Raw genomic sequence first — 21,506 nt, 5'->3', positions numbered from 1 at the left:
TACCCGCTCACCTAGCATGGTGCCCCTGGAGGTGGTGGCCCCGGCGTACCCGCTGATGACGGCGGGAGGCGAGCGTTTGGGGTGTCCCGGGCCGGTCTGGGCCGCAAGGGTGTCCGTTGGGTTCGTTGGGGCAGGTGTATGACGAAGACACCACAACCTGCACCGGTATTACGACCCTGTCTTGGGTGGGTTTACCACACCGGATCCGATCGGTATTGAGGGCGGGGTCAATCCTCATGCGGGCGTCCCTAATCCACTGACGTGGACCGACCCTCTCGGGCTCGCGCGCTGTGAGACTGTTGGCAAAGCAGCCGAAGCACTCGCCGAACGAACCGCCGCAAACAGCGGCGGTGGTCTGACTCGCGTCGGGAGATGGATGGGCCAGAGCGAGAATGAGGCTATGGTCAGCACCGGAATGGTCCAGGAAGGTGCGGGAGGTACCACCTACGTGGCGCATCCCACCGATGTCATGGCCTACATGAAAGAAGCCAAGCCGGGCACGCGATATGTTGAGTTCGATGTACCACCCTCGTCTTTGGCTGGAGCAGGCAAGGATGGGTGGGCGCAGATCCCCGGCCCCAACTCGATGTTGGGGAGGCTTGCCGCACGTCGAGGCGACCCATTGCCTCAGTTCCCGGCGGCATCCAACATCGAGTGGATCGCGTCCAAGTTATGAACGCTATGTTGAGGTTCCTGGAGGAGTGGGTTGGCGAGAGACGACTCAGCCTGAAGGCCAGCGGGGTTCAGGTCAGCCTGGACTTCAGCCTGCAAGACCGAGACAACGCATCTGCATGGGTAGATCTAGACACGCCATGTCGTCTTGTGCGGTTGATTGTCTGGGAAAGCGGCGAGGTCACCCTATCTGTGGGAGACGTCGCTAGCGGTGAGATCCTTGCGGACGAGCAGCTACAGGTGTCGGCCACCTTCGGGCTAGAGCAAGTGCTCGGGGAGGCAGTGGCTTGGGCGGTAGGAAATGGGTGATCGCTTACCCTCGCCATGGATCCGCAATACTTCCCCCATGGCGAGGGTAACTCGGCCTGCAGGTGTGGGGTGGTGGCGTCTTCTCCTCGCCGCCCTCACCGCCCTACTGGTGAGCCTGCTGGGTGGCGGAACCGCGTCGGCCGCAACCCTTCCCGAAGTCCAAACTCGCGTCGGGGTCTCAACACCTGTCGCGGTGCACGTCGTCGGGCCCCACAAGCGCGTCGTCGCAGGTCCTAGCCAGGCCAAAAGCCCCGCGCATACCCGTTCGCCAGCGGTTCGTTCTGTCGATGCGCGGGTCGCGGCTGCGGAGGTCCCAGTCGAGTTCACCCACGACGACTTGGTGGCCCAGTCTTACGACAACGGCCTGACGCTTGCGTCACCGGACAGCTACTCGGTCTCCACGCGAAGTCCGCCGAGCTTCTCGGTCTCCGCTCGTCAGCACCCCTCTGTTTCGTCTGTGTCTGGTGGTGTTGCCGCATACAGCGGCCCACGCGCACTACCCATCGGTCCCTGGGGCCAGAAGATCGTGGATGCGCGTTCCAAGTTGCCGGGATCCTGGGGGCCGGGGGTACCCAACAAGAAGGGAGTCGGTACGCGCTGGTTTGACCCATCTGACTCGGGGAATGGGGTGAGGATCGATCAGGGTTTCCCAGGTTCGCCAGAGCTTTCGCAGCAGGTTGATCACGTAGTCGTCTGCAGTGGCGGCAAGGTCATCGGGCCGGATGGCAAGCCCATCGTCGGATCGTTAAGTGATAACCCGCAGGCACATATTCCCCTTTCCGATTGGATGACGTGGACGAGTTGGAATGCGCGATGACTGGATCAGTGCAATATCCCGACATGCGTCTGCAGCTAGTCGCTGCTTTACGATCCCTCAGCAATATTCAGCACCAGAGGCTCAGATGGGGTCGCGTTGAAGAAGGCGTGAACTACTACGATGATCTAAGCTTGAACATTCACATCCTGTACGATGATTGCGCCGTTCTTCCTGATCCCGGCCCTTGCGTCGGTACAATTATTCACGCGGAGGAAGCACCGGCTTTATCAGAGTTGGCGCTTGCCCTCGGGCCAATGCTCGACGAGCTGGGCGACGCGGCTGATGTGGTCTTCACCTCTGATCCGCGATGGAGCGCAGTCGTTCGAGCTGCGGGAGCGGCGCTCACCGCTATGAAGGCCAGCGATGGGACGTACTCGAGATGAGACGGCTGCTCTTGCTGGTTGTTGGCCTCCTTGCAGCCTGGCTTGGGGTAAAGCCTCGTGCGGTTGGCGTCGTGGAACTGCCAAACCACCCAGAGCTCGTTCACGCTTATACCTACGGCGCGTTGCGTGCTTCTGCGTCATGCAACTTCATGATCGAACGCGGCCCTCCCGCCCAAGCTGACACCAATCGAACTGCACGCGGACCGGCCGACGATTGCTCATATGGCGCTTCGAGCTGCCTGTTCGAGTCCACGGCATGCGTCGTATACCGGTACGACCAACCGAACCACATGGCGCGAACGGCGCGTGCTGCGGGAATGGTCGGTACGCCGGTCGACGACCATTTAGATATTCATCACGAGCGTGTTGCCGCAAAGACAGCGAGCGGGGCTGAGTCGGCGGTTGCCGGCCGCAACCTCGGTCCGCAGTTGGCCAGCGAGCAGGAGATGGGTGGGACTGGTGTCCCCCTTGTCGGGGCCGGCTCCAACACCAAGCTGAGGGTCGCTGGAAGGCTGGCGGATGACTACGGTGGCGTGCCCGAGGACTGGGCCAAGATGTGCAGTTCCTCGTATCGGGGTGCCGACGGGTTCCAGTTCGAGACGCACTGGTACGAGAACGTCCTCACGGGTGGATGCTTCGAGTTCAAGGTCAAGGCCCAGTGGCTGCCATGACAGCGGACCTTTGCGGTGAGGTGTCTGACTTCCGGGCACTTCGGTTCCTCGACCTCGTCGAACCTCGGGAATTCGCTGCTGGGCAGCCACGCGCCCTGAGTTCTACACAAGCACCTGGAGACGTACGTGCCCGGGGTGAGGGTGTCCACGGTCAACAACCACATTCCTTTCATGGATTGACATGAGCGAACTCAGGGTTGGAGTGCTTGGGCGCATCGTTGCAGGTGAGGACTTTGGTCGGTTCGTCGAGGTCGTTGACGACGCGGACACTTCCGGGGGCTTCCTGATCCTCACATACGACAACGTTGATCGCCCGGGAGACGCCTACGACTCGTGGGTGGAGTCGATCATCGACGTAGAGCCCTACTTCGCGGAGTGCGGTTGGGAGGTCGAGTGGCTCGACAGAGCGTGAGGTGGGGCGGCGGCTCGGCACGTCGGAGTCCACGGTGTACCTGGTCGCGAAGGCGTTCACGGAGCATGCCGGTCGGGTTGAGGAGGTTATCACCCGCAAGAAGCGGGCCACGCCGCCAGTGGAGCCATAGGTGATCGGGGACGTCGTGGCCCGGGTGATCGCGTTGGCGTGCAGCCAACCGCCACCGGGACGTCAACGCTGGACGTTGCGGCTGCTGGAAAGGCAGGTCGCGGTGACCGAGGGGGTACCGCCGATGAGCCACTCCACGATCGGGCGGGTCCTAAAAAGGGTGCGTTTAAGCCTCACCTGAAGGCCTGTTGGACGATTCGGCCGAAGCAGAACGCGGTGTTCGTGGCGGCGATGGAGGACGTGCTCGGCGTCTACACGCCCTTATGACCCGACTCACCCGGTCGTGGTGATGGACCAGGTGACGGCCCCGGTCCCGCCGATGGCCCAGCGGGGTGGTCCCAAGATCGGGTGGATGACGAGTTTTTTGCGATCGTTGCTGATCTGGCGGATACCCCGACCGAGCTCCTGACCCCGGACGGTCTGATTTGGCGGCCGCTGGGGGCGGGTGATGTCGGGCGGGAAAGTGTTTCGTCCGCTCAGCTGGTTTGGCCGGTGAGGTGGCCCCGGAGTCACCGGACCCCCAACCGCCACAAAGCGTCGGAAAAACACCGCCATTCGAACGCGGAAGTTACAGTCAGTGCCATCTCGCAAGGGTGGCAGCGATCTGCTCCCGCTCGATCGTTCCGGAAGCGACGGCGATGACAAGGTCGTAGGCGTCGTCGTCGGGGGCGTCGATCCACGTGCCGTTGAGGTCGAGGAAGACCACGGTGGCGAGCCAGCCGAGGCGCTTGTCGCCGTCGACGAGTGGGTGGCTGCGGACCAGTGATTCGAGCAGTGCAGCGGCTTTGTCGCCGAGGGTGGGATAGGCCTCCTTGCCCCACAGCGTCGACATGGGGCGATGCGCTGCCGAGTCGAGCAGGCCGATGTCGTTGAGGGGTCCGACCTGGAGGTCTTTGATGAGGGTGAGCAGATCCTCCAGGGTCAGATACCTGGTCACTTCCCGAGGCGGTCGAGCACGTCGGCATACCGTGCGCGAGCCCTCGCGGACGCACCGGCGACGTCGCGCTCGTGGCCGCGTCGGGCGGCAGCCTCGTGGATCGCGCGAATGGTGGCTTCCTGGCGGCTGACGCCTTGATCGGCGGCTAGGGCCGCGAGTACCCGCTCGTCATCCTCGGTCAGTCGCAAAGTCATCGCCATACCCCAACGGTATCACTGTGGTATCACGACGCGCTATGGTCGCCGCTCTCATGGGGCGAAAACACATGGTCAACAACCTGTACGTGCCGGGTGATTGTTAACCGTGTGGTGGTGGAGTGGCATCTGAGCGTCCCACCACGGCACCGGATCGGTCCACACAGATGACATCCACGTGGATTGATGCTGCCGCGGGTCCGAGCACAGTGCAGGCGTGATCACGGGCCGCAGCAGCGACCAGGTCGCCGAGCGGAATCCTCGCCGCAGCTGCGACCTGCAGCGCACCCAAAGCGGTCGTGGCATTGGCGACGTCAGCGACCACGTCGGGGCTGCCACCAGCGCCAGATACCAGACGTGACAAGAAACCCAGGTCGACGCGGGACCGCCCCGAATGCAGATCCAGATATCCGACGGCGAGTTTGCTGAGCTTGGCGAAGCCCCCGCAGAGCGTCAGCCGGGACACCGGGTGTCGACGCAGGTAGGTCAGGACCGCCCCCGCGAAATCGCCCATATCGACCAACGCCAGGTCAGGCAGGTCATATAGTTCGCGCACCACCCGTTCAGAGGTGGACCCAGTGCAGGCAGCGATGTGATCCATTCCAGCAGCGCGGGCCACGTCGACGCCCCGGCGGATGCTGTCGATCCACGCTGAGCAGGAATAGGGAACGACGACGCCGGTGGTGCCCAACACCGACAAGCCCCCCACGATGCCGAGGCGGCTGTTGAGCGTGTGGGTGGCGATCTCGTCGCCGTCGACGATGCCGACCTGGACTTGCACGTCCGGTGGGGTGATGTCTTCGTCGTACGTCTCCTGGGTGGCGGCAGGCGGGACGGATTCGGCGAGGAGGTTGTCGAGGATCATCTGGCGCGGCATCGGGTTGATTGCCGGTTCGCCGACGTCTAAGGGCAGCCCGGGCAGGGTGACGGTGCCCACGCCGGGGCCAGCAGCGAAGGTGACGCCGCTCCCTGGCGCGGTGGCGCTTACCCGCACCTGGACGACTGCGCCGTGGGTGACATCGGGGTCGTCCCCGGAGTCTTTGGTGACCGCAGCGGTGGCCCATCCGTCACCGCAGGCCGTGTAGGTCAAGGCAAAAGCGGGACGTCGGCCACCGGGCAGGTCCACGACAACCGGGTCGGGGAAGTCGCCAGTGCGTAACGCCCGGTAGGCAGCACGGGCGGCAGCGGTGGCACAGGCACCGGTGGTCCAGCCGGGGCGGAGACCGGAGGAGTCCAGTTGGCCTCGACGGCCACCGCGAGGGGTGGTCACCGTTCGGAGTCCGAGGCGGTGGCATTGACGGCGGCCACTGTCATCGCGGAGCCGCCGCGTCGTCCCTGCACCACCAGGTGTTCTACCCGCAGTGGGCTATCGACCAGGGCTTGTTTGGATTCGGCGGCACCGACGAAGCCGACGGGGATGCCGTAAACCGCTGCCGGTCGGGCCGTGGTGGTGTGCAGCACCTCCAGCAGGTGGAACAACGCGGTGGGGGCGTTGCCGATGGCGACGACGGCACCGTCGAGCATGTCGCGTTCCGCCCACAGGTCGACGGCGACGGCGGTTTTGGTGGTGCCACGGGATGCCGCCAGATCAGCCAGTCCTGGCTCGTTGAGCAGACAGATGACCTGGTTGTCTCGGGGGAGGCGGGAACGAATGATCCCGGTGGCGACCATGGTGGAGTCGCACAGGATGGGAGCACCGGCAGCGAGTGCGGCCCGCCCTGCGGCGGCGACGCCGGGGGTGAAGGCGATGTCGTCGGCGATGCTCGGGTCGCCTGCGGCGTGACACATCCGTACGACGATCCGTTCCACGTCGTTCGGGAATCGGCTCAAGTCAGCTTCGGCGCGGATGATCCGGAAGGACTCGTCGTAAATGTCAGCACCGCGGTGGCGGTAGTCGTACTGCGGGGTGGGGGTGTGCCCGGTGGGGGTGTGCATCAGGGGTGTTCCTCATCTGGGATGTGTGATGGGCCGTGGGGATCAGGGATGTCAGCGGACCCGTGATCGACTGGGAGGTCGGGGATGTGGGGGGAGTCGATCTGCTGGTCGGATGGGGGGATGCCCAGGCGGTCTCGGCAGGTGGGGGAGCACCAACTCTGGTGGGTTTGGGCAGGGCCAGCGACGTAGATCCGATCGCAGTCGGGGGCGGAGCAGACACCGAGCCGGTGACCCTGGTCACCGTCGATGGCCATGGCTAGCCCAGCGGAGATCCACGCGGCCCAGCCGTGGGCGAAGGTGTCATCGGGGCCGTGGAAGCGCAGGTGGTGTCGGCCGTCACCGGTGCGGTCCAGGCGGGGACGGGTGCCGGTGACGGTGAGCATCCAGTTGACGAGTTCGGCGGCATAGTCGAGGTCGCCGACGTCGAGGGCTTCAACGACGTGGCGGGCGTGGACGATCATGTCGACCAAGCGGCGAGCGTCTCGCAGGGATGGCCTGTCGGCATATCCGGGGTGGCGTACGGCGTCGGCGATGGCGTCAGCCAGTGCCACCCCGTGCGGGACGTCAACGACCTGTCCATGGGCTTCACCGGGAGTGACTGCGTTGACCAGGGCGACCGTGGCGGCGATCAGCCCGTCGACGTGGTGGGTGACGTGCATGGGGGGTGCGCCCTCGCTCCGCTGGTGTGGATCACCGCCAAATCATGACATGTTGCCCTGCGGCGGGTGGAGCTTCATCGTGGCGTCAGGGTTGCCGCTGGGGTTGGTGCAGCGGGACGATGAGAGTTCGGGTCCTTTGTCCCTCAACGTCGGTCGTCCGTCATGGAACAATACGTGCGTCTTTCTTGCGTGGGCGGGGGAGGAAGCCGGGCCTGATCCGGCACGGTCGCGCCACTGTGGACGTCCCGCTGCATTGCGGGGCGAGAGTCAGACACTTCGATCGCTCACGTCTTTCACATCACCTCATATCGAGACGCGTTATCTCGAGAAGGAGTTTTTGTCATGCATATCGCCGAGGGGTTCTTACCCCCTGCGCATTGTGCGCTGTGGATGGTCGCTGCGGCGCCATTCGTGGTGCATGGAGCTCGTGCCGTTGTCGTGGAGTCCCGGAAGAACCCGGAAAACCGGCTGCTGCTGGCAGCGGCGGGGGCGTTCACGTTGGTGTTGTCAGCGATCAAGCTGCCGTCGGTGACGGGGAGTTCGTCGCATCCGACGGGGACGGGATTGGGGGCGGTGCTGTTTCGACCTCCAGTGATGGCTTTCTTGGGCACGGTGGTTTTGCTGTTCCAGGCCACGTTGCTGGCGCATGGGGGCTTGTCCACCTTGGGGGCGAATGTGTTTTCAATGGCGGTGGTGGGTCCGTGGTGCGGATATGGCTGTTATCGGTTGGCTCGAATGGTGTCATTGCCGACATGGGCGGGGATTTTCCTGGCGATGGCCGTGGCGGATCTGTCGACGTATGTGATGACGTCGTTGCAGTTGGCGTTGGCTTTCCCCGATGAGGGCAGCGGGTATGTGGGTGCTGCGGTGAAGTTTTTGGGGATTTTCGCGGTGACGCAGATCCCGTTGGCGTTGATTGAGGGGTTGTTGGGGATTGTGATCTATCGCTTCTTGTCTCGGGCGGCTGCGCCGGAGCTGACACGGCTGGGTGTGCCGGTCGCTGATGTCACGTCGGGTACGTCGAAGGAGGCCGCTCATGTCTGAGTCGGTGTCGGCCCCAGCCGGGGTGTCAGTGCGTCGTCGACTCGCCTCGTGGTGGGTGAGCGCGGCCTGCCTGGCGGGAATTGTGGCGTTGGTGATGGTGTCATTGCTGCTTGCTCCGCGTCCGGAGAAGGAAGGGGAAGCCTTTGGCGGGACGGATTCTGCGGTCACTGATGTGCTGGCCGAGCGGGGTGTGCAGCAGTGGATGACCCCGATTTTTGAGCCGGGCAGCGGCGAGGTCGAGTCGGGGCTGTTTGCCTTGCAAGCGGCGCTCGGTGCCGGAATTTTTGGGTACGCGGTGGGCCGGTTGCACGGTCGGCGTCGGGGGCAGCCTGGCGGGGCGGAATCCACGGGCGGTCACGACTGAGGTGTCTGCACATCTGACGTCGCTCGATGACGCTGCGTGGACCAGTCCGTGGCGTCGTCGAGCGGTGGGCGACAAGGCGTTGTTAAGTGTGGGGCTGGTGGTGACGGCGTTGGTGACGCCTCCGGTGCCCGGCGGAATGTTAGCCGCGGTGGTCGCGGTCGCGGTGTTGCTGGGGCCAGCCAGGGTCCCGGGCAGGGTGTTGGCCGAGGCGATGGCAGGTCCGTGCCTGTTTATCGTGCTGGGGGCGATATCTGTCGCGGTGGTGGTGACGGTGCCGGGCGCTGCCGGGGCGGGTACACCGACGTCCGCGCTCTGGTGGTCCTGGGGTCCGCTGTCCATGACGGGCCAGTCCCTGGTGCGCGGCGCGGAATTGGCGGTGCACGGCGTCGCCGGGACGTTGGCGGTGATGGTGTTGGCGACGACGACGCCAATGGTCGACCTGGTCGCGGTCGGACGTCGGTTGCGAATTCCTGACGCCTGTCTGGACATTGCCGCGTTGATGTACCGGTTGGTGTTTGTGTTGCTCGATACGACAGCCACAGTGCGGGCCGCGCAGCAAGCTCGTCTGGGTGACGCCCGATCACGTCGCGTCGTGGGGAGTCGGTGGTCGAGGTCGTGGGTGGGATCTCGAGTCGAAGCAGCCGGGGAGGTGACCGGCACCGTGTTGGTGCGGTCGTGGGTGCGGGCGTCCCGGTTGGCTGACGGCTTAGCGGGTCGAGGATATGAGGTGACGTTAGTGACTTTGCCAGCGACGCAGGTGCGGTCGTGGCGTTTCGAGCTGGCCACGGTCGCTGGTGTAGCGGCGATTTGGGTGACGGTGTGGGGTGTCCATGCCGTCGGGACGGGGTTGATGTGACCGGCGAGACCGTGACGGTGCCAGGGGCGTCGTCGGCGGAGTCGCTGCCAACGGTGCTGCTCGCGGCGTACGACCTGGATGCTTCCCATCCGGGGCGACCGGGAGTGTTGACGGCAGCGACCGTCGAATTGCGTCGGGGCCGCCGACTGGCGTTCCTCGGCGCCAACGGATCCGGGAAGACCACGTTGATGCGTTGCTTATCAGGCGCGCATCGGCCTGACCGCGGCCGGATCGTCATGGAGGGGGCGGATCTGCGTCATGACCGCGGTGGGTTGCGAGCTCATCGTGCCCGAGTGCAGTTGGTGTTGCAGGATCCTGACGATCAATTGTTTTCCGCTGATGTCGCCCAAGATGTGTCTTTCGGCCCGTTAAACATGGGGCTGCCGGAGCTGGAGGTACGTCGACGCGTCGCGGAGGCATTAGACCTGGTCGGGGCGACTCATCTGGCTTCCCGGCCCACTCACCGACTGTCCTACGGTGAACGCAAACGGGTTGCGACGGCAGGTGCGGTAGCGATGCGCCCCGATGTGGTGCTCTTGGACGAACCCAGCGCCGGTTTGGATCCGGCAGGGACAGCGGCGATGCTGCACGCGCTGCGACGTTTGGAAGAAGCAGGCACCACGGTCGGCTTGGCCACGCACGATGTGGATTTGGCGTTGGCGTGGGCTGACGATGCTGCCGTCGTGGGCGGAGGCCGGGTGGTCGCAGGGCCGGTCGAGGTGGTGTTGGATGATCCGCAGGTGCTCACTCGTGCGGGATTGACTCGGCCGTGGGCGTTGGAGTTAGCGGCTCAATTAGGGCTGCCCGGTCGGCCACGCACCTTGGATGCGGTGGTTGACCTCATCCGAAGCGGTGTCGACAGTGCAGGCAGCGACACCGTCGCTGCCGAAGGCGCCTGCGACGAAGGACGTATCGACGTATGAAGGTCACTGCCGTACCCCCTGTGCCTGCCGCTCCCGAGGGTTCCGCTGTGCCAGACAGCCCGGCCGACTCGACGGGGTGGACGCTGCCGCGGTGCGTCATCGCAGCCCCAGCGTCCGGCCATGGCAAGACCACCGTCACGATCGGTCTGTTAGCAGCGTTACGCCGCCGCGGTATGAGCGTTGCCCCTGCCAAAGTCGGCCCGGACTACATCGACCCTGGCTATCACACACTCGCTGCGGGACGTGTCGGCCGCAACCTCGACCCGTTCCTCGTCGGCGAGGACCGTATCGCGCCACTGCTCTTGCACGGTGCGCTCACCCCAGACCCCTGCGACGTGGCCCTCATCGAAGGGGTCATGGGGCTGTACGACGGGAAGTTGGGGACACAAGGCTTCGCGTCGACAGCGCAGGTCGCTGCCCTCACCGGCAGCCCCATCGTGCTGGTCGTCGACGTACGGCACACCTCCCGGACCATCGGAGCGATGGTCCACGGACTCGCGACCTACGAGCCAGGGATCCGTCTGGGCGGGGTGATCCTCAACCAAGTCGGATCGCCACGACACGAAGCAGAAGTCCGGGAGTCATTAGCGCCGACCGGAATTCCCGTGTTGGGTGCGTTACCGCGAGATGCGACCATCGAAGCGCCCTCCCGGCACCTGGGCTTGGTCCCCGTGGAAGAACGCCCCGAATCGCAGGCCGCCCTCGACGCCTTGGCCGACCACGTCGCCGACCGGATCGACCTGGATGCCTTGCTGGCGTTAGCGTCGACCGCGCCGCCGCTGACCTGCGACCCCTGGGATCCGAAAACAGCGATCGCCGCAACATCAGTAGCGCTGCCCCCGCCAGGATCGCCCCGGCCCGTGGTGGCCGTCGCAGGAGGACGAGCCTTCACCTTCCGGTACGCCGAAACCGTGGAATTGCTCCACGCTGCCGGATGCGAACCGGTGATCTTCGACCCAACCCGCGACGACACCTTGCCGCCCGGCACCGCCGGGATCTACCTCGGCGGTGGTTTCCCACAGGTACACGCCGGCGAGCTAGCCGCCAACGACGCGTTACGCTCCGCGGTCGCCGACGCCGTACATGCCGGAATGCCCACCGTCGCCGAATGCGCCGGACTGCTCTACCTCTCTCGCAGCGTCGACGAAGCCCCCATGAGCGGAGCACTCGACCTCACCGCAACGATGACCCCCCGGCTCACCTTGGGCTACCGCGAAGGGGTCGCTGTCGCCACCTCAGTCGTCGCATCAGAAGGACAACGAGTCACCGGCCACGAATTCCACCGCACCACCGTCACACCCACCCACCCCAACCAACCCGCCCCACCTCCCGGATGGATGCTCGACGGCCGCGCCGACGGAATATCCGCCAACCCCGCCACCACCGGCCAAGCCACCGTGCACGCCAGCTACCTCCACGTCCATTGGGCCGGACATCCCCACTGCGCGGCACGCTTCGCCGCCGCAGTCCACAACTACGCCACCCACACCCACACCGAAAACCTCATCGACCTGACCCACCACGGCGACCAAGACATCGCCACCGGACTCATCGACCTCGCCGTCAACGTCCGCCCCGCACACACCCCACCCTGGGTGGTCCGCGCCGTCACCGACGATCTGGACTGGGCCGCCTACCCCGATGCCGAACCCCTCCGCCACGCCGCAGCCGCCCACCACGACGTACCCGTGGAATCGGTCCTGCCCACCGCCGGAGCAGCTGAAGCGTTCACCCTGATCGCCCGCGCCCTCTCCCCCCGCCACCCCACCGTGATCCATCCCCAATTCACCGAACCCGAAGCCGCACTCACCGCCGCCGGACACCGGGTACGACGCTGGACCCTCTCCGCCACCGACGGTTTCGTCCTGCCCGACACCGACCTCCCCGACGACGTGGACCTCGTCATCATTGGCAACCCCACCAACCCCACCTCAGTGCTCCACCCCCGCACCGCCCTCGACCGGTGGCGACGCCCAGGACGAACTGTCGTCGTCGACGAAGCCTTCATGGACGTGGTGCCAGGCGAAACAGAAACAATGATCCGCCCAGACCACCTCGACGGCGTGCTCGTCCTACGCTCCCTCACCAAAACTTGGGGAATCGCAGGCCTCCGCGCCGGATACGTCGTCGGAGACCCCACCCTGATCGCCGCGCTCGCCGCACACCAACCGCCATGGTCAGTGTCCACGCCAGCGATCCGCGCAGGGGTGGCGGTGCTGTCAGAAGACGCTGCGGCAGCGCTCGCTGTGGAGCAAGCGCTGGTAGCGGCGCAGCGAGCCGATCTAGTCGAGCGGCTGCGCGCAGTGGGGTTGACGGTGGTGGCTGACCCGGCGGCGTCATTTGTGCTGGTTGATACGTCGGCGTGGGGTCCAGGATCGGTGCGGGTGGAGTTGGCGCGGCGTGGCTTCGCGGTGCGTCGAGGGGAGACGTTCCCCGGCCTGGGGCCGCAGTGGATCCGGGTCGCGGTGCGGGACGAGGCGACTCACGTGGCGTTCGCAGATGCCCTGAGTGCGTTACGGGATCGTGATGTGATGCGTGACACAGGAGAGCCGAAGCGCCCTCGCTGAGAGCGCCATCCATGGACGATCGTCCTGCTTTTTGATGAAACCCACAGAGTTCAGGTGGAGTTCACTCAGGGTCGGCTCTAGGCTTGCCGCTTGGGAAGGGTCAGGTACGTCGCAGGTCATCCGCGTCTACCACGAGGGTCCGGCCTGAGTGCCTGTGAGGTCGTCACGCCTGCGGGCTGTGATGATCAATAAAGGTCAGAGAGGAACTCTCACTATGCGCTTAACCCCTGTCTTGGTGGCGCTGTCTGCCGTCGCGGTGCCAGTGGTGGCAGCCCCGACCGTGCAGGCTGCGCCCCAGGCACCCACAGCGGTCGCGGGTCAGAGTGTCGCAAGCCGGCCGATGGTCTCGGCCGACATGAACCAGCTGATGGAAGTGGTGCGCCTCACCAACCAGGAACGGGCCAAAAACGGTCTGAAAGCAGTCGCCTGGAACACCTGCTTGCAGAAGTTCTCGGACAGTTGGGCCGACCACCTGGTCGCTCAGGGATCGCTGTCCCACCAGGAGATGCAGCCCATCATGTCCGCCTGCAAACTCGCCACGACCGGTGAGAACGTCGCCATGGGCTACCGTTCACCGGCCGAGGTGATGAAGGGCTGGATGAACTCGGACGGACACCGCCGTAACATCCTCACCGCCGAGCACGACCAAATCTCCATCGGCATGAAGAAAGACAGCAACGGCCAACCGTTCTGGGTGATGAACCTCGGGCGGGGACCCGCGGCACCGCTGCCCCCCGGCTCTGGTGGCGGTGACGGGTCCGGCGGTGGCAACGGTAACGGCGATGGCTCCGGTGGCGGCAACGGTAACGGCGATGGCTCCGGTGGCGGTCAGCAGCCCCCGGCACCACCCGCGCCGCCCGTGAAACCGGCACCCCCAGTGAAGCCAGCACCGCCGCAGGAGATCCCACTGTCGCAGGCCAAAGCCAAAGCCAAGGCCGCTAAGCCGAAAGCTGCCGCCCCCAAGCCAGCTGACTTGGGCAAAGCCCAAGGCTGGTGGGCTGACACGATGACCCGCGTCAAGGTCGGCTTGGAGGCCAAGAGCTGACGTCGTCATGACGTGCCACGCCGCCCCCGCGGCGGGTCGGTGCGGTCCAGCAGGTCGCGGTGAGGACGCCGGAGGGGCACCTCATCACCTCGGACCGCACCGCCCCCTCGGGGGCGCCACTATCTCCAGGAGTAGTCAGGGACGCCATCGGTGGTGGCGAGAGGTCTGACCTGTGGTGAGAGGTCTGACCTGCTGCCGGGAGAGGGTTATCGAAAACCCGTGGCTTGAGATGACGGTGCCATGTGAGGCTGGGGAAATGACGTGTGTGAGCCCCTGGCCGAAGACCGTTGCTGGCGTACTCCTACGGGACCCCCGAGAGGCTGATCTCGACGTGATGGTCTCCTTCCGCAATCTGCCGTCTGTCAACCGGTGGATGCTCCGCACGTACGTCGATCCAGACCGACTACGGGCTGAATGGTTGGCTGTGCCGACAAGTGAGACTGAGTTTTCGTGCGTCGGAGACGTGAATCATCAGCTGGTAGGGCTGGGTTTCTTGGACGTGACCGATGGCGTGGGTCAGCCTGGAATGCCGCGAGGCACGGAGGCAAGGATCGGATACATCGTGCGGCCCGGATATGAGGGGCAGGGGATCGCGACAGCGTTAGCACAGGGACTGCTCGTGGCGGCCTTCGCAGATCTAGGGGTGCGGCGTGTCACTGCTGGTTGTTACGCCGACAATGTGGCCTCCGCGAGGGTGCTAGAGAAGATCGGGATGCGCCGCGAGCAGCACGACATCCGCGGCTCCTGGCATGCCGAGCTGGGCTGGATCGACGGTTATGACTACGCACTGCTCGCTGACGAATGGCGCGGGCTAGCGGCCTAAGCAAGTACTGAGTTTTTTTATTGTTAGGAGGCGGCATGGTCGATGCCGATCGCAGCAGTCAGAACAGCAGCGAAAAGCGATGGCTATTACACGTCCAGGCGCTCGGGTATGTGTTGATTTTTCTGGTTGTTTATATCGCTGACAAAAGCCTCAGGGTGGGCGGATATCAATTTCATGACTATGTGATCGCCGCAGTGGTCCACGTGGTTTTTGGGTATCCATTTGCATTGGGTGGAATCATCTTCATTCAGAAACTCAAGGAAAAATATAACTGAGGTATGGCGTGAATGAGGCTCGGAGTATTGAGGTATATTCGGTCAGCTGTCAGTGAAAGCATCAGCTGAGGACCTCGGAGTGATATCGGTGGAGGTTGCCAGCGAACTGTCGAGGCCGTTGCTGTCTACGGAACGATTCGCCATGATCAGGAGGTCTTTCAAGGAAGCCTAAGGGCGTTATTCACGAGGCGTTAGAGACCCATGTCCCGCACCCCGGGAAACAATCGATACACACCTGTCACCATGCACATATATAAAAACATCGGCCGCTTTGAGATCATTGGGTTAGACGACTCACATCTCTCAGGGAAGCGGCCGATGCGGTACCAGTCGCGCAGCAGGACTCGATCACGATGCACTCGATGAACTCGTCAGGCGGGTCATCGACATTTTTTAATCCGGGGAGTCGACTTGAGTAGACATCGATGGCCCGTCAAAGAACACGTCATCCTCACCCTGGAACGTCTACGGAACAATCTGTCACAAACGTTCCTAGCTGATCTGCTACATATTTCACCATCCACCGCTTCACGCATCCATCGCAGGATGCTCCCGATCATCAATGAAGCACTCATCTTGACAGGTATCCCCATAGAGCAAGCAGCAAGTGATGGCCGAGCCATCCTCATCGACGGCACATACGTTCCAACGGGCAACCGCCCAGCTCAGGGGCAAGATGTCACCAAAGCCACCTACTCCGGTCAACGCCGTTGCCAGCGTGTCAGCATCCAGGTCGCCTCCACCCTGACCGGACACCTCCTCGCCACGTCTACACCCATTCCTGGAGCTCGACATGACTCCGCTGCTCTCGTCGACCTCACCGGCTGGTCACAGATCCTCACAGAACACCACACCACATGGATCACAGACACCGCCTACACCACCCAGGGCGCAATGACACCCCCCACAAAGAAGAAAGGACACGAACGAACCGACAACGAAAAACACGACAACACAGAAATATCCCGTATTCGCGCCTATGTCGAACACGCCATCGGACATCTTAAACAATGGAAAATCCTCGCCACCGGCTATCGAGGTAGACTCACCGAACTCCCCGATATCATTGCCGTCATCACCCGACTCGAGCTCTATCGACTTGGGTGGTAGCCAAGAATGACCTAGAAATGCCTCGTAAATAACGCCCTTAGTTGTCGATAATCGAACTCACAGGTGAATCTTAATGAATATTTATAAGACCAAAAATTGCCTTGCTGATAAATTCAAAAAAACTGACGGCAGGAGTCATGCACTCTTTAGGATGTTTTTTGTGTCAGTTATAGCTTGTCTCTGTTGTCTAGGTTTGGTTACGAAGAAGTGTGCCATGTCGAAGACTGAAGAAGTTGAGCCCGAAGTGGACCTAAATAAGGTCGATAAACAGTTAAAACGTCTCCTAAAATATACTATAGTCTATGCGTTATTCACGCTTGTAATTGCACTCGTATATACATTTATCGTGGCATTTTTTACCGCTTTGTGGAAGTCTAGCAGTGTCGTTGATATATGGTGGGGAAGTGTAATTGTGGGGCCTGCTGTCAATGGTCCACAACCAGCAGAGGCGGCTCTTACTCTAGCTACGTTAGCGGTAGCGCTCTTGTTTTCAGCGGTCATCAATGGTCGGCCAAAAGTAAATTATAATCATTGCCATAGTGATAGGTTTGCTGGCTCAATATTTCTTGATGAAGGCCTATCAGCTGCGTCATTTCTGTTAGGTGCGGTTGAATGGCTTCTTTTTCGAATCCCAAACCCTGAGGTCGATCCCCGCGTAATGAACAGCCTCATTCCTGCTTTAGCTGCATTACTCTGTGCATTTTTAAGTGTCTTAATGGAAAGATCTCACGAGGCCCATATTTTAGAACCTATCAAAAATAAAGCCATGATGCAAAATCTGCACAATGGTGAAATCCTTTATAAGAAAAAACTAAGTGTACGTAGGGAGATGAGTCGCAAGTCGACATCTCTATTTGCATGGTGGATGAAATTCCTCTTAAAAAATTCGGGTTCATCAATCTGATTTGGATAATTGTACTGATCACATTTTTCACCAGCAGCAGTAAATTTAGAGAAGGCTTAATTGGTGTTGCGGCACTGTTGACTCTCACCCTTTTTGTGCAGGTTTTTTGGTATATTTCTATGGCTGATAATCAGGTTATGCAATTAAAACAAGGGAAATCATCAAGAGCTCGCCCTGCTTGGTTTTTTTGGCTGTTATTAATTCAGATGGTGCTATTGATTGCACTTTCATTTACGATTAATCCAGGCTTGGCCTTGTGCCTGGCGGCCTGGTTGCTTCTTGTTGCTTTATCGCTAATTATCAACCCGGGATCGCAAGAATATAATGAGCTTGTGATGCGTCAGATTCAGAAAAACATCCGCTATGCAAAGTCCCGAAAAATGAAAAATGAGATCACGACAGATTGTCCCTAAGTGGATGCATTCCTCGTAGTGCAATGTGTGTAGCAGTACGACAACGATTGCCTGCTTGTTTGCCACGCAGGCAGATTCAGCCACCTGCCGTCAATATGGGCATGTAGGTACTGCGTGAAGTACATCTGAGCATCAATCTGCCGGTGTGTGGATGACATGAAGTGATGTCATCCACACACCGGCATGTGAGGTGTCCTCCTGGCGGCTTCATAGTGGCGTGCTCGCGAGGGTTACCTCACGTGGAGGTCGTTAGCCCGCGACTAGAGTCATTTTGGGCTATCACCGTCATAGATGGGTGTCACTCTGCCTGGATAGAGCATCCACCGGTCCCATCCTGATGCTGAGGATCCGGCCCAGATGTATTTGTTCCTGTATTGGGGCAGGATACGGCCGGCAGGTTTGGCGACGTCGCCATCGGTACCCCCTTGGAATAGGAGGCTGTTGGGGAAAATCGTCACCTTGTCACCCCAAGTGGCGAGCCACTCTGGGTCAACGGTGATGATGTCGTTGTGGACACCTTCGACTGGGGTCACCGTGAAGGTGGGCAGTGGGATTTCTCGGATCTCAGCGTCGTTGTCACCACCGCGCACTGGGAAGATCAACTGACCAGGCGTGCTGCTTTGTCGCTTGGTGTATCGGAGACCAGTGGTGGCATTAGAATCCAAGAAGGCGCCGGTCTGTCCTGATCCCGGCAGCTCGAAGGCATGATCTTTCCCGTTGGAGAACCCCACTCTGGCTGGGGATCCGCCGATTCCGCCTGACCCTTGACTTGCATCGCCGGTTTCCCATTGAATTTGATTATAGTTGAACTCGATGTCGAAATCGCCAGCTTTGACGTCGCTTCGATCGATGAGTAGGAGCTGGAAGCTGTTCAGCTTGTCTGCATGATTACTGAAGTAACCTACTTGGACCCAGTTCACGCACAATGCATTGCGGCCATTGACCGTCGTATTGCCGTAGTGAGTCTCCAGTGAGTTCTCCGAGGTGGTGTCAACGTCTCCAAAGAACGGTGCGATGATGACTCGTCCTGTGTTGATGAGTTGATACGGCGTATAGGTAGATTGTGGAGAATCAAAGGTCACATTCCCGTTGTTGTTTACATACAGTGAACTGTAGGTCTTTCCGAAGAAGTTCGCTGTAAAAGGAAGAGTGACCTGACCTGTGGAGCTATCATCATTTCGTGGCAGGGTTTGAGCAGTGCAGCCAGCGAGGTCACGAATAGCGCCGCGTGGCGCAGGTGTGGCGTCGGCGGCGGGGGTTGCGGTAGCGGAGGCAGCATTCCCCATCAAGGGAATTGTTGCCATAGTCATTGCTGCGAGAGAAGTGACAAGAGATCGCTTGGAGACACGTACCGGATACATGGTGTCCTCACTCTAGAGATCAACGAAAATGACCTGAGGGGGCACCTCCCTGTGACCGCCCTGAGTTGGAAGCGCAAGAGCCCTGCAGTTATGGAAAGTACCGGGCATGCACGTGGCGCTACAACATGAGGCGCATCACAGAGTTGATAGACGAACGATCGACCGAAACAAAGCGTTCTATGAATGGTGAATATCCCCAGGTGAGAGGTATGTGACCAGGAATTTGCTTTATTAACCATGCCTGGTTCGGCCTGGGCTGATGAGATGGCCCCCCTCTAGCATCCCAATGCTGAGCGTCTGCTGCTGGTTAGCGGCCTTTGATCTGGGATAATTGAGACGAGAGCGACGCGGGGGACAAGAGCGGAACCTGCGGCATACTTGTATCAATGAGTGAGTAGGTGTGAGAGGGCCTGCATCGTCAACTGGGTCCAATCAAGATACCTGCAATGGTATATGGAGATACGATGGCACCGGCGTAGGAAGCATCCTCTATGAAAGAGATGCCGCAGGCATGCATGGCATCTTTGGATGGATTCATGAATTTCACCGCAAAAAATTCGGCAATGCAAGAAAGGGTGTTATTTGCGAGGTGTGGGGGGTGAGCCGCTAACATCTCGTGAATAACGCCCATAATTCATTAATGGGAAATGTGAGGCACTGCAGGGTTCCGAGTGGTGATGTCTGCGAGTTTTCTGCGGCACCGCGTGCAGATCTGCTGTGGCGGTAAGCTTCGGGACGCTCTGGTTCTGTGTTGTAGTGCGGGCAGAAGCTGCCAGGCAGCAGTCCTAGGCCGTCCCGGAGGGGACCCACGCGACCAAACGAGTCGCTCAAGGAAGACTCAAACCAGCAGGCTGCTCCAGCGCTGATTCCGGCGAGCACTGTCTCCTCGAGATACGCCTGGCGGGGCGCAGCGTCGAGACCGTGTAGGCGCCACACGGCCAGCATGTTAGCGGTGTTGCCTCCGCCGACGTAGACAATATCTTGCGCTGCTAAATAAGCGGCCAGATTTGCGACGGTGCGATTGAAAAGGTCGAGGTGGCTCAGGGGGCATCCAGATTTGGCCAAGCCGTCGTAAAACCGCTCGATATATCCTTTCGAATCGCCGCTTGCCGTGGGTATGAAGCAGATCCGTGGCCTTGCGACTGGAGTGGATTCGATGAGGAAGTCGTCAAGCTGCACGTGTTCTTGGTCGTAAAATCCGCCGCCAAGTAAGACGATCGTACGGAGAGCGGCCATGGCGCAGACTCTAGTGCTTTTTCCGGTTTCTATGGCTCACTGAACTGCGAATGCGTTACCGGGCTCCAGCGATGCGAGACGAGTCAGCAGCATCGGTGAAGAGAGGAAAGCCACGCCGTCGATGAATACGAGCAGCTCCGGCTGGGTGACACATCGCGCTGATGGTCATGAAGTACGCGAAAGGCAGTGAGTGAAGCTTTCGCTCTTTCACTGCCTTTAACCTGCGATGCGTTGGTCGGGGTGACAGGATTTGAACCTGCGGCCTCTTCGTCCCGAACGAAGCGCGCTACCAAGCTGCGCCACACCCCGTGGCATGTCGCCGGTGCTCCGACGGGTCTTGACTCTCCGGAACCGGCGACGCCCCATGCTATCTGATGGCAGCCCGATCCTCCGAATCGTCACGGTCGCTTGTCCTGCTCTATGGATTGCTCGGCAGGACAAGCGGGGACGGCAGTTCGCTGGCCTCGTGCCGGGCGGAATGGGGGCGGGTCAGTCCCGCGGGGTCAAGGTGAGCAGGGTGGCTTCGGGTCGGCAGGCAAAACGCACTGGTGCGTACGGCGAGGTGCCCAGCCCGGCAGAGACGTGCATCCAGGCCGCGTCGGATGGTGCCATCGCATCTGGTGCGCCGTCCGCTCCGGGCCACCACCGGCTCATCCCTTTGGCGCGGCGCTGGTCGAGGTCGCAGTTGGTCACTAACGCGCCATACCAGGGCAGAGCCACCTGGCCGCCGTGGGTGTGTCCGGCGATGATCATCCCGGCCCCGTCACGAGTCATCGCGTCGAGTACCCGCTGGTACGGCGCGTGGACGACGCCCACGGTGAGGTCGACGCCGGGGTCTGCTGGTCCGGCGACGTCGTCGTACCGGTCGCGGCGGATATGCGGGTCGTCGACTCCGACCAACTCCAGGTCGATTCCAGCGACGGACAGGTAGCCGCGGGCGTTAGACAGGTCGAGCCAGCCTTGCGAAGCCAAGCCAGCTACTAGCTGACCGGTGGGAAGTCGGGGCGTGTCTGGCGGGGTGACTTTTTTCGTCAGATACACGAAAGGATTCTTCGGCCGGGGCGCGAAGTAGTCGTTGGAACCGAGGACAAAAACTCCGGGGAGGTCCAGGAACGGCGCCATCGCCTCGAGGAGCGGGGTGACCGATTCGGGGTGTGACAGGTTGTCACCAGTGTTGACGACCATGTCGGGTCGCAGCCGTGCCAGTTCTTTGATCCACGCGACTTTACGGCGTTGCCCCGGCATCAAGTGGATGTCTGAGACCTGCAAGATCCGCAGGGGCCGTGCTCCTCGGGGCAGCACTGGTGCGTGTCGTTCCCGCAGAACGAAGGCGTGACGTTCGATCAGTGAGGCGTAGGCCAGCCCCCCGGCCGCCGCGCCAAACAGAGACAGGGCGGTTGTGCTCACAGTGTTCATCGCCTCCCATTTTGGCAGATCGCGCGGTGCTAGCTGGGACGGTCATCGGTG

General features: G+C 61.6%; 25 protein-coding genes, 1 tRNA gene and 1 pseudogene. 18 read left to right on the top strand and 9 right to left on the bottom strand.

All coding sequences use genetic code 11. The features are described 5' to 3' along the window. Positions 1-157 precede the first annotated feature (157 nt). The 7 genes and pseudogenes from KEM60_RS16845 to KEM60_RS05495 all read left to right on the top strand — a co-directional run. Positions 158-271: pseudogene (locus KEM60_RS16845) on the top strand (RHS repeat-associated core domain-containing protein); the annotation flags it as partial. Between the two features lie 129 nt (positions 272-400). Next, positions 401-676, top strand: a complete 276-nt coding sequence (locus KEM60_RS16470; RefSeq protein WP_255574291.1) for a hypothetical protein — start codon at positions 401-403, stop codon at positions 674-676. 342 nt (positions 677-1,018) lie between these two features. After that, the gene (locus KEM60_RS05515) at positions 1,019-1,798 is read left to right on the top strand and encodes a hypothetical protein (protein ID WP_219106469.1); all 780 of its coding nucleotides are present in this window, start codon (positions 1,019-1,021) and stop codon (positions 1,796-1,798) included. Positions 1,799-1,929: 131 nt separating this feature from the next. Then, positions 1,930-2,181: a hypothetical protein gene (locus tag KEM60_RS05510; RefSeq protein ID WP_219106468.1), complete on the top strand. Its 252-nt coding sequence runs from the start codon at positions 1,930-1,932 to the stop codon at positions 2,179-2,181. Between the two features lie 290 nt (positions 2,182-2,471). Continuing rightward, positions 2,472-2,852: a hypothetical protein gene (locus KEM60_RS05505; RefSeq protein WP_219106467.1), complete on the top strand. Its 381-nt coding sequence runs from the start codon at positions 2,472-2,474 to the stop codon at positions 2,850-2,852. A 181-nt stretch (positions 2,853-3,033) separates the two neighbouring features. Next, positions 3,034-3,264, top strand: coding sequence for a hypothetical protein (locus KEM60_RS05500; RefSeq protein WP_219106466.1), 231 nt, complete (start codon positions 3,034-3,036; stop codon positions 3,262-3,264). 130 nt (positions 3,265-3,394) lie between these two features. Next, a complete protein-coding gene (locus KEM60_RS05495; RefSeq protein ID WP_219106465.1) occupies positions 3,395-3,574 on the top strand; it encodes a helix-turn-helix domain-containing protein in 180 nt (59 codons plus the stop codon). A gap of 393 nt (positions 3,575-3,967) precedes the next feature. Here KEM60_RS05495 and KEM60_RS05490 read toward each other — a convergent pair whose 3' ends face one another. The 5 genes from KEM60_RS05490 to KEM60_RS05470 form a co-directional block, all read right to left on the bottom strand. After that, positions 3,968-4,330: a type II toxin-antitoxin system death-on-curing family toxin gene (locus KEM60_RS05490; RefSeq protein ID WP_219106464.1), complete on the bottom strand. Its 363-nt coding sequence runs from the start codon at positions 4,328-4,330 to the stop codon at positions 3,968-3,970. After that, on the bottom strand, positions 4,327-4,530 hold the full coding sequence (locus KEM60_RS05485; RefSeq protein WP_219106463.1) for a CopG family transcriptional regulator: 204 nt from the start codon (positions 4,528-4,530) through the stop codon (positions 4,327-4,329). The genes KEM60_RS05490 and KEM60_RS05485 overlap by 4 nt, the downstream gene beginning before the upstream one ends. 97 nt (positions 4,531-4,627) lie before the next feature. After that, positions 4,628-5,794 carry a cobalt-precorrin-5B (C(1))-methyltransferase gene (locus KEM60_RS05480; RefSeq protein ID WP_219106462.1) on the bottom strand — a complete coding sequence of 389 codons (1,167 nt, stop codon included), beginning with the start codon at positions 5,792-5,794 and terminating at the stop codon, positions 4,628-4,630. After that, on the bottom strand, positions 5,791-6,459 hold the full coding sequence (locus tag KEM60_RS05475) for a precorrin-8X methylmutase (protein WP_219106461.1): 669 nt from the start codon (positions 6,457-6,459) through the stop codon (positions 5,791-5,793). The genes KEM60_RS05480 and KEM60_RS05475 overlap by 4 nt, the downstream gene beginning before the upstream one ends. Further along, positions 6,459-7,118 carry a CGNR zinc finger domain-containing protein gene (locus KEM60_RS05470; RefSeq protein WP_219106460.1) on the bottom strand — a complete coding sequence of 220 codons (660 nt, stop codon included), beginning with the start codon at positions 7,116-7,118 and terminating at the stop codon, positions 6,459-6,461. The genes KEM60_RS05475 and KEM60_RS05470 overlap by 1 nt, the downstream gene beginning before the upstream one ends. A 342-nt stretch (positions 7,119-7,460) precedes the next feature. On the opposite strand from KEM60_RS05470, the gene KEM60_RS05465 reads away from it, so the two are divergent. The 11 genes from KEM60_RS05465 to KEM60_RS05415 all read left to right on the top strand — a co-directional run bounded on the left by KEM60_RS05465 (position 7,461) and on the right by KEM60_RS05415 (position 17,442). After that, a complete protein-coding gene (locus KEM60_RS05465; protein ID WP_219106459.1) occupies positions 7,461-8,162 on the top strand; it encodes an energy-coupling factor ABC transporter permease in 702 nt (233 codons plus the stop codon). Then, positions 8,155-8,526, top strand: coding sequence for an energy-coupling factor ABC transporter substrate-binding protein (locus tag KEM60_RS05460; RefSeq protein WP_219106458.1), 372 nt, complete (start codon positions 8,155-8,157; stop codon positions 8,524-8,526). Before KEM60_RS05465 ends, KEM60_RS05460 begins: the two co-directional genes overlap by 8 nt. 1 nt (position 8,527) lies before the next feature. After that, positions 8,528-9,382: a cobalt ECF transporter T component CbiQ gene (gene cbiQ / locus KEM60_RS05455; RefSeq protein WP_219106457.1), complete on the top strand. Its 855-nt coding sequence runs from the start codon at positions 8,528-8,530 to the stop codon at positions 9,380-9,382. Further along, a complete protein-coding gene (locus KEM60_RS05450) occupies positions 9,379-10,305 on the top strand; it encodes an ATP-binding cassette domain-containing protein (RefSeq protein ID WP_370626291.1) in 927 nt (308 codons plus the stop codon). Before cbiQ ends, KEM60_RS05450 begins: the two co-directional genes overlap by 4 nt. Beyond that, positions 10,302-12,872: a cobyrinate a,c-diamide synthase gene (locus tag KEM60_RS05445; protein WP_219106456.1), complete on the top strand. Its 2,571-nt coding sequence runs from the start codon at positions 10,302-10,304 to the stop codon at positions 12,870-12,872. Before KEM60_RS05450 ends, KEM60_RS05445 begins: the two co-directional genes overlap by 4 nt. A 214-nt stretch (positions 12,873-13,086) precedes the next feature. Beyond that, entirely contained in the window at positions 13,087-13,917 is an 831-nt protein-coding gene (locus KEM60_RS05440) for a CAP domain-containing protein (RefSeq protein WP_219106455.1), read from the top strand. A gap of 265 nt (positions 13,918-14,182) precedes the next feature. Further along, the gene (locus tag KEM60_RS05435; RefSeq protein ID WP_255574290.1) at positions 14,183-14,740 is read left to right on the top strand and encodes a GNAT family N-acetyltransferase; all 558 of its coding nucleotides are present in this window, start codon (positions 14,183-14,185) and stop codon (positions 14,738-14,740) included. Positions 14,741-14,775: 35 nt separating this feature from the next. Next, a complete protein-coding gene (locus KEM60_RS05430) occupies positions 14,776-15,015 on the top strand; it encodes a hypothetical protein (protein ID WP_219106453.1) in 240 nt (79 codons plus the stop codon). A 411-nt stretch (positions 15,016-15,426) separates the two neighbouring features. Continuing rightward, positions 15,427-16,125 (top strand): transposase family protein, encoded by a 699-nt coding sequence (locus tag KEM60_RS05425; RefSeq protein ID WP_219106452.1) that lies wholly within the window; start codon positions 15,427-15,429, stop codon positions 16,123-16,125. Positions 16,126-16,339: 214 nt separating this feature from the next. Beyond that, positions 16,340-17,029, top strand: coding sequence for a hypothetical protein (locus KEM60_RS05420; protein ID WP_219106451.1), 690 nt, complete (start codon positions 16,340-16,342; stop codon positions 17,027-17,029). Beyond that, positions 16,984-17,442, top strand: a complete 459-nt coding sequence (locus KEM60_RS05415) for a hypothetical protein (protein WP_219106450.1) — start codon at positions 16,984-16,986, stop codon at positions 17,440-17,442. The genes KEM60_RS05420 and KEM60_RS05415 overlap by 46 nt, the downstream gene beginning before the upstream one ends. Positions 17,443-17,708: 266 nt before the next feature. On the opposite strand, the gene KEM60_RS05410 is transcribed toward KEM60_RS05415, so the two are convergent. From KEM60_RS05410 to KEM60_RS05395, 4 genes are all read right to left on the bottom strand, one after another. Further along, entirely contained in the window at positions 17,709-18,803 is a 1,095-nt protein-coding gene (locus tag KEM60_RS05410; protein WP_219106449.1) for a nidogen-like domain-containing protein, read from the bottom strand. A 606-nt stretch (positions 18,804-19,409) separates the two neighbouring features. Further along, positions 19,410-20,039 carry a peptidase E gene (locus KEM60_RS05405; RefSeq protein WP_219106448.1) on the bottom strand — a complete coding sequence of 210 codons (630 nt, stop codon included), beginning with the start codon at positions 20,037-20,039 and terminating at the stop codon, positions 19,410-19,412. Positions 20,040-20,271: 232 nt separating this feature from the next. Further along, a tRNA-Pro gene (locus KEM60_RS05400) sits at positions 20,272-20,348 on the bottom strand. A 180-nt stretch (positions 20,349-20,528) separates the two neighbouring features. Continuing rightward, positions 20,529-21,455 (bottom strand): metallophosphoesterase, encoded by a 927-nt coding sequence (locus tag KEM60_RS05395; protein WP_219106447.1) that lies wholly within the window; start codon positions 21,453-21,455, stop codon positions 20,529-20,531. Positions 21,456-21,506: the final 51 nt, after the last annotated feature.

This window comes from Austwickia sp. TVS 96-490-7B, assembly GCF_019331795.1.
In the GTDB taxonomy this organism is placed as follows: domain Bacteria; phylum Actinomycetota; class Actinomycetes; order Actinomycetales; family Dermatophilaceae; genus Austwickia.
The sequence above is the reverse complement of the archived record's forward strand: the minus strand, read 5'-3'. Positions and strand labels throughout refer to the sequence as shown.

Bases quoted from the DNA above. Each gene is read 5' to 3' on its own strand.
- KEM60_RS16470 (WP_255574291.1), top strand. From the start codon at position 401: ATGGTCAGCACCGGAATGGTCCAGGAAGGTGCGGGAGGTACCACCTAC.
- KEM60_RS05515 (WP_219106469.1), top strand. From the start codon at position 1,019: ATGGCGAGGGTAACTCGGCCTGCAGGTGTGGGGTGGTGGCGTCTTCTC.
- KEM60_RS05505 (WP_219106467.1), top strand. From the start codon at position 2,472: ATGGCGCGAACGGCGCGTGCTGCGGGAATGGTCGGTACGCCGGTCGAC.
- KEM60_RS05500 (WP_219106466.1), top strand. From the start codon at position 3,034: ATGAGCGAACTCAGGGTTGGAGTGCTTGGGCGCATCGTTGCAGGTGAG.
- KEM60_RS05485 (WP_219106463.1), bottom strand. From the start codon at position 4,530: ATGGCGATGACTTTGCGACTGACCGAGGATGACGAGCGGGTACTCGCG.
- KEM60_RS05475 (WP_219106461.1), bottom strand. From the start codon at position 6,459: ATGCACACCCCCACCGGGCACACCCCCACCCCGCAGTACGACTACCGC.
- KEM60_RS05470 (WP_219106460.1), bottom strand. From the start codon at position 7,118: ATGCACGTCACCCACCACGTCGACGGGCTGATCGCCGCCACGGTCGCC.
- KEM60_RS05465 (WP_219106459.1), top strand. From the start codon at position 7,461: ATGCATATCGCCGAGGGGTTCTTACCCCCTGCGCATTGTGCGCTGTGG.
- KEM60_RS05460 (WP_219106458.1), top strand. From the start codon at position 8,155: ATGTCTGAGTCGGTGTCGGCCCCAGCCGGGGTGTCAGTGCGTCGTCGA.
- KEM60_RS05445 (WP_219106456.1), top strand. From the start codon at position 10,302: ATGAAGGTCACTGCCGTACCCCCTGTGCCTGCCGCTCCCGAGGGTTCC.
- KEM60_RS05440 (WP_219106455.1), top strand. From the start codon at position 13,087: ATGCGCTTAACCCCTGTCTTGGTGGCGCTGTCTGCCGTCGCGGTGCCA.
- KEM60_RS05430 (WP_219106453.1), top strand. From the start codon at position 14,776: ATGGTCGATGCCGATCGCAGCAGTCAGAACAGCAGCGAAAAGCGATGG.
- KEM60_RS05420 (WP_219106451.1), top strand. From the start codon at position 16,340: ATGTCGAAGACTGAAGAAGTTGAGCCCGAAGTGGACCTAAATAAGGTC.
- KEM60_RS05415 (WP_219106450.1), top strand. From the start codon at position 16,984: ATGGTGGATGAAATTCCTCTTAAAAAATTCGGGTTCATCAATCTGATT.
- KEM60_RS05410 (WP_219106449.1), bottom strand. From the start codon at position 18,803: ATGTATCCGGTACGTGTCTCCAAGCGATCTCTTGTCACTTCTCTCGCA.
- KEM60_RS05405 (WP_219106448.1), bottom strand. From the start codon at position 20,039: ATGGCCGCTCTCCGTACGATCGTCTTACTTGGCGGCGGATTTTACGAC.
- KEM60_RS05395 (WP_219106447.1), bottom strand. From the start codon at position 21,455: ATGAACACTGTGAGCACAACCGCCCTGTCTCTGTTTGGCGCGGCGGCC.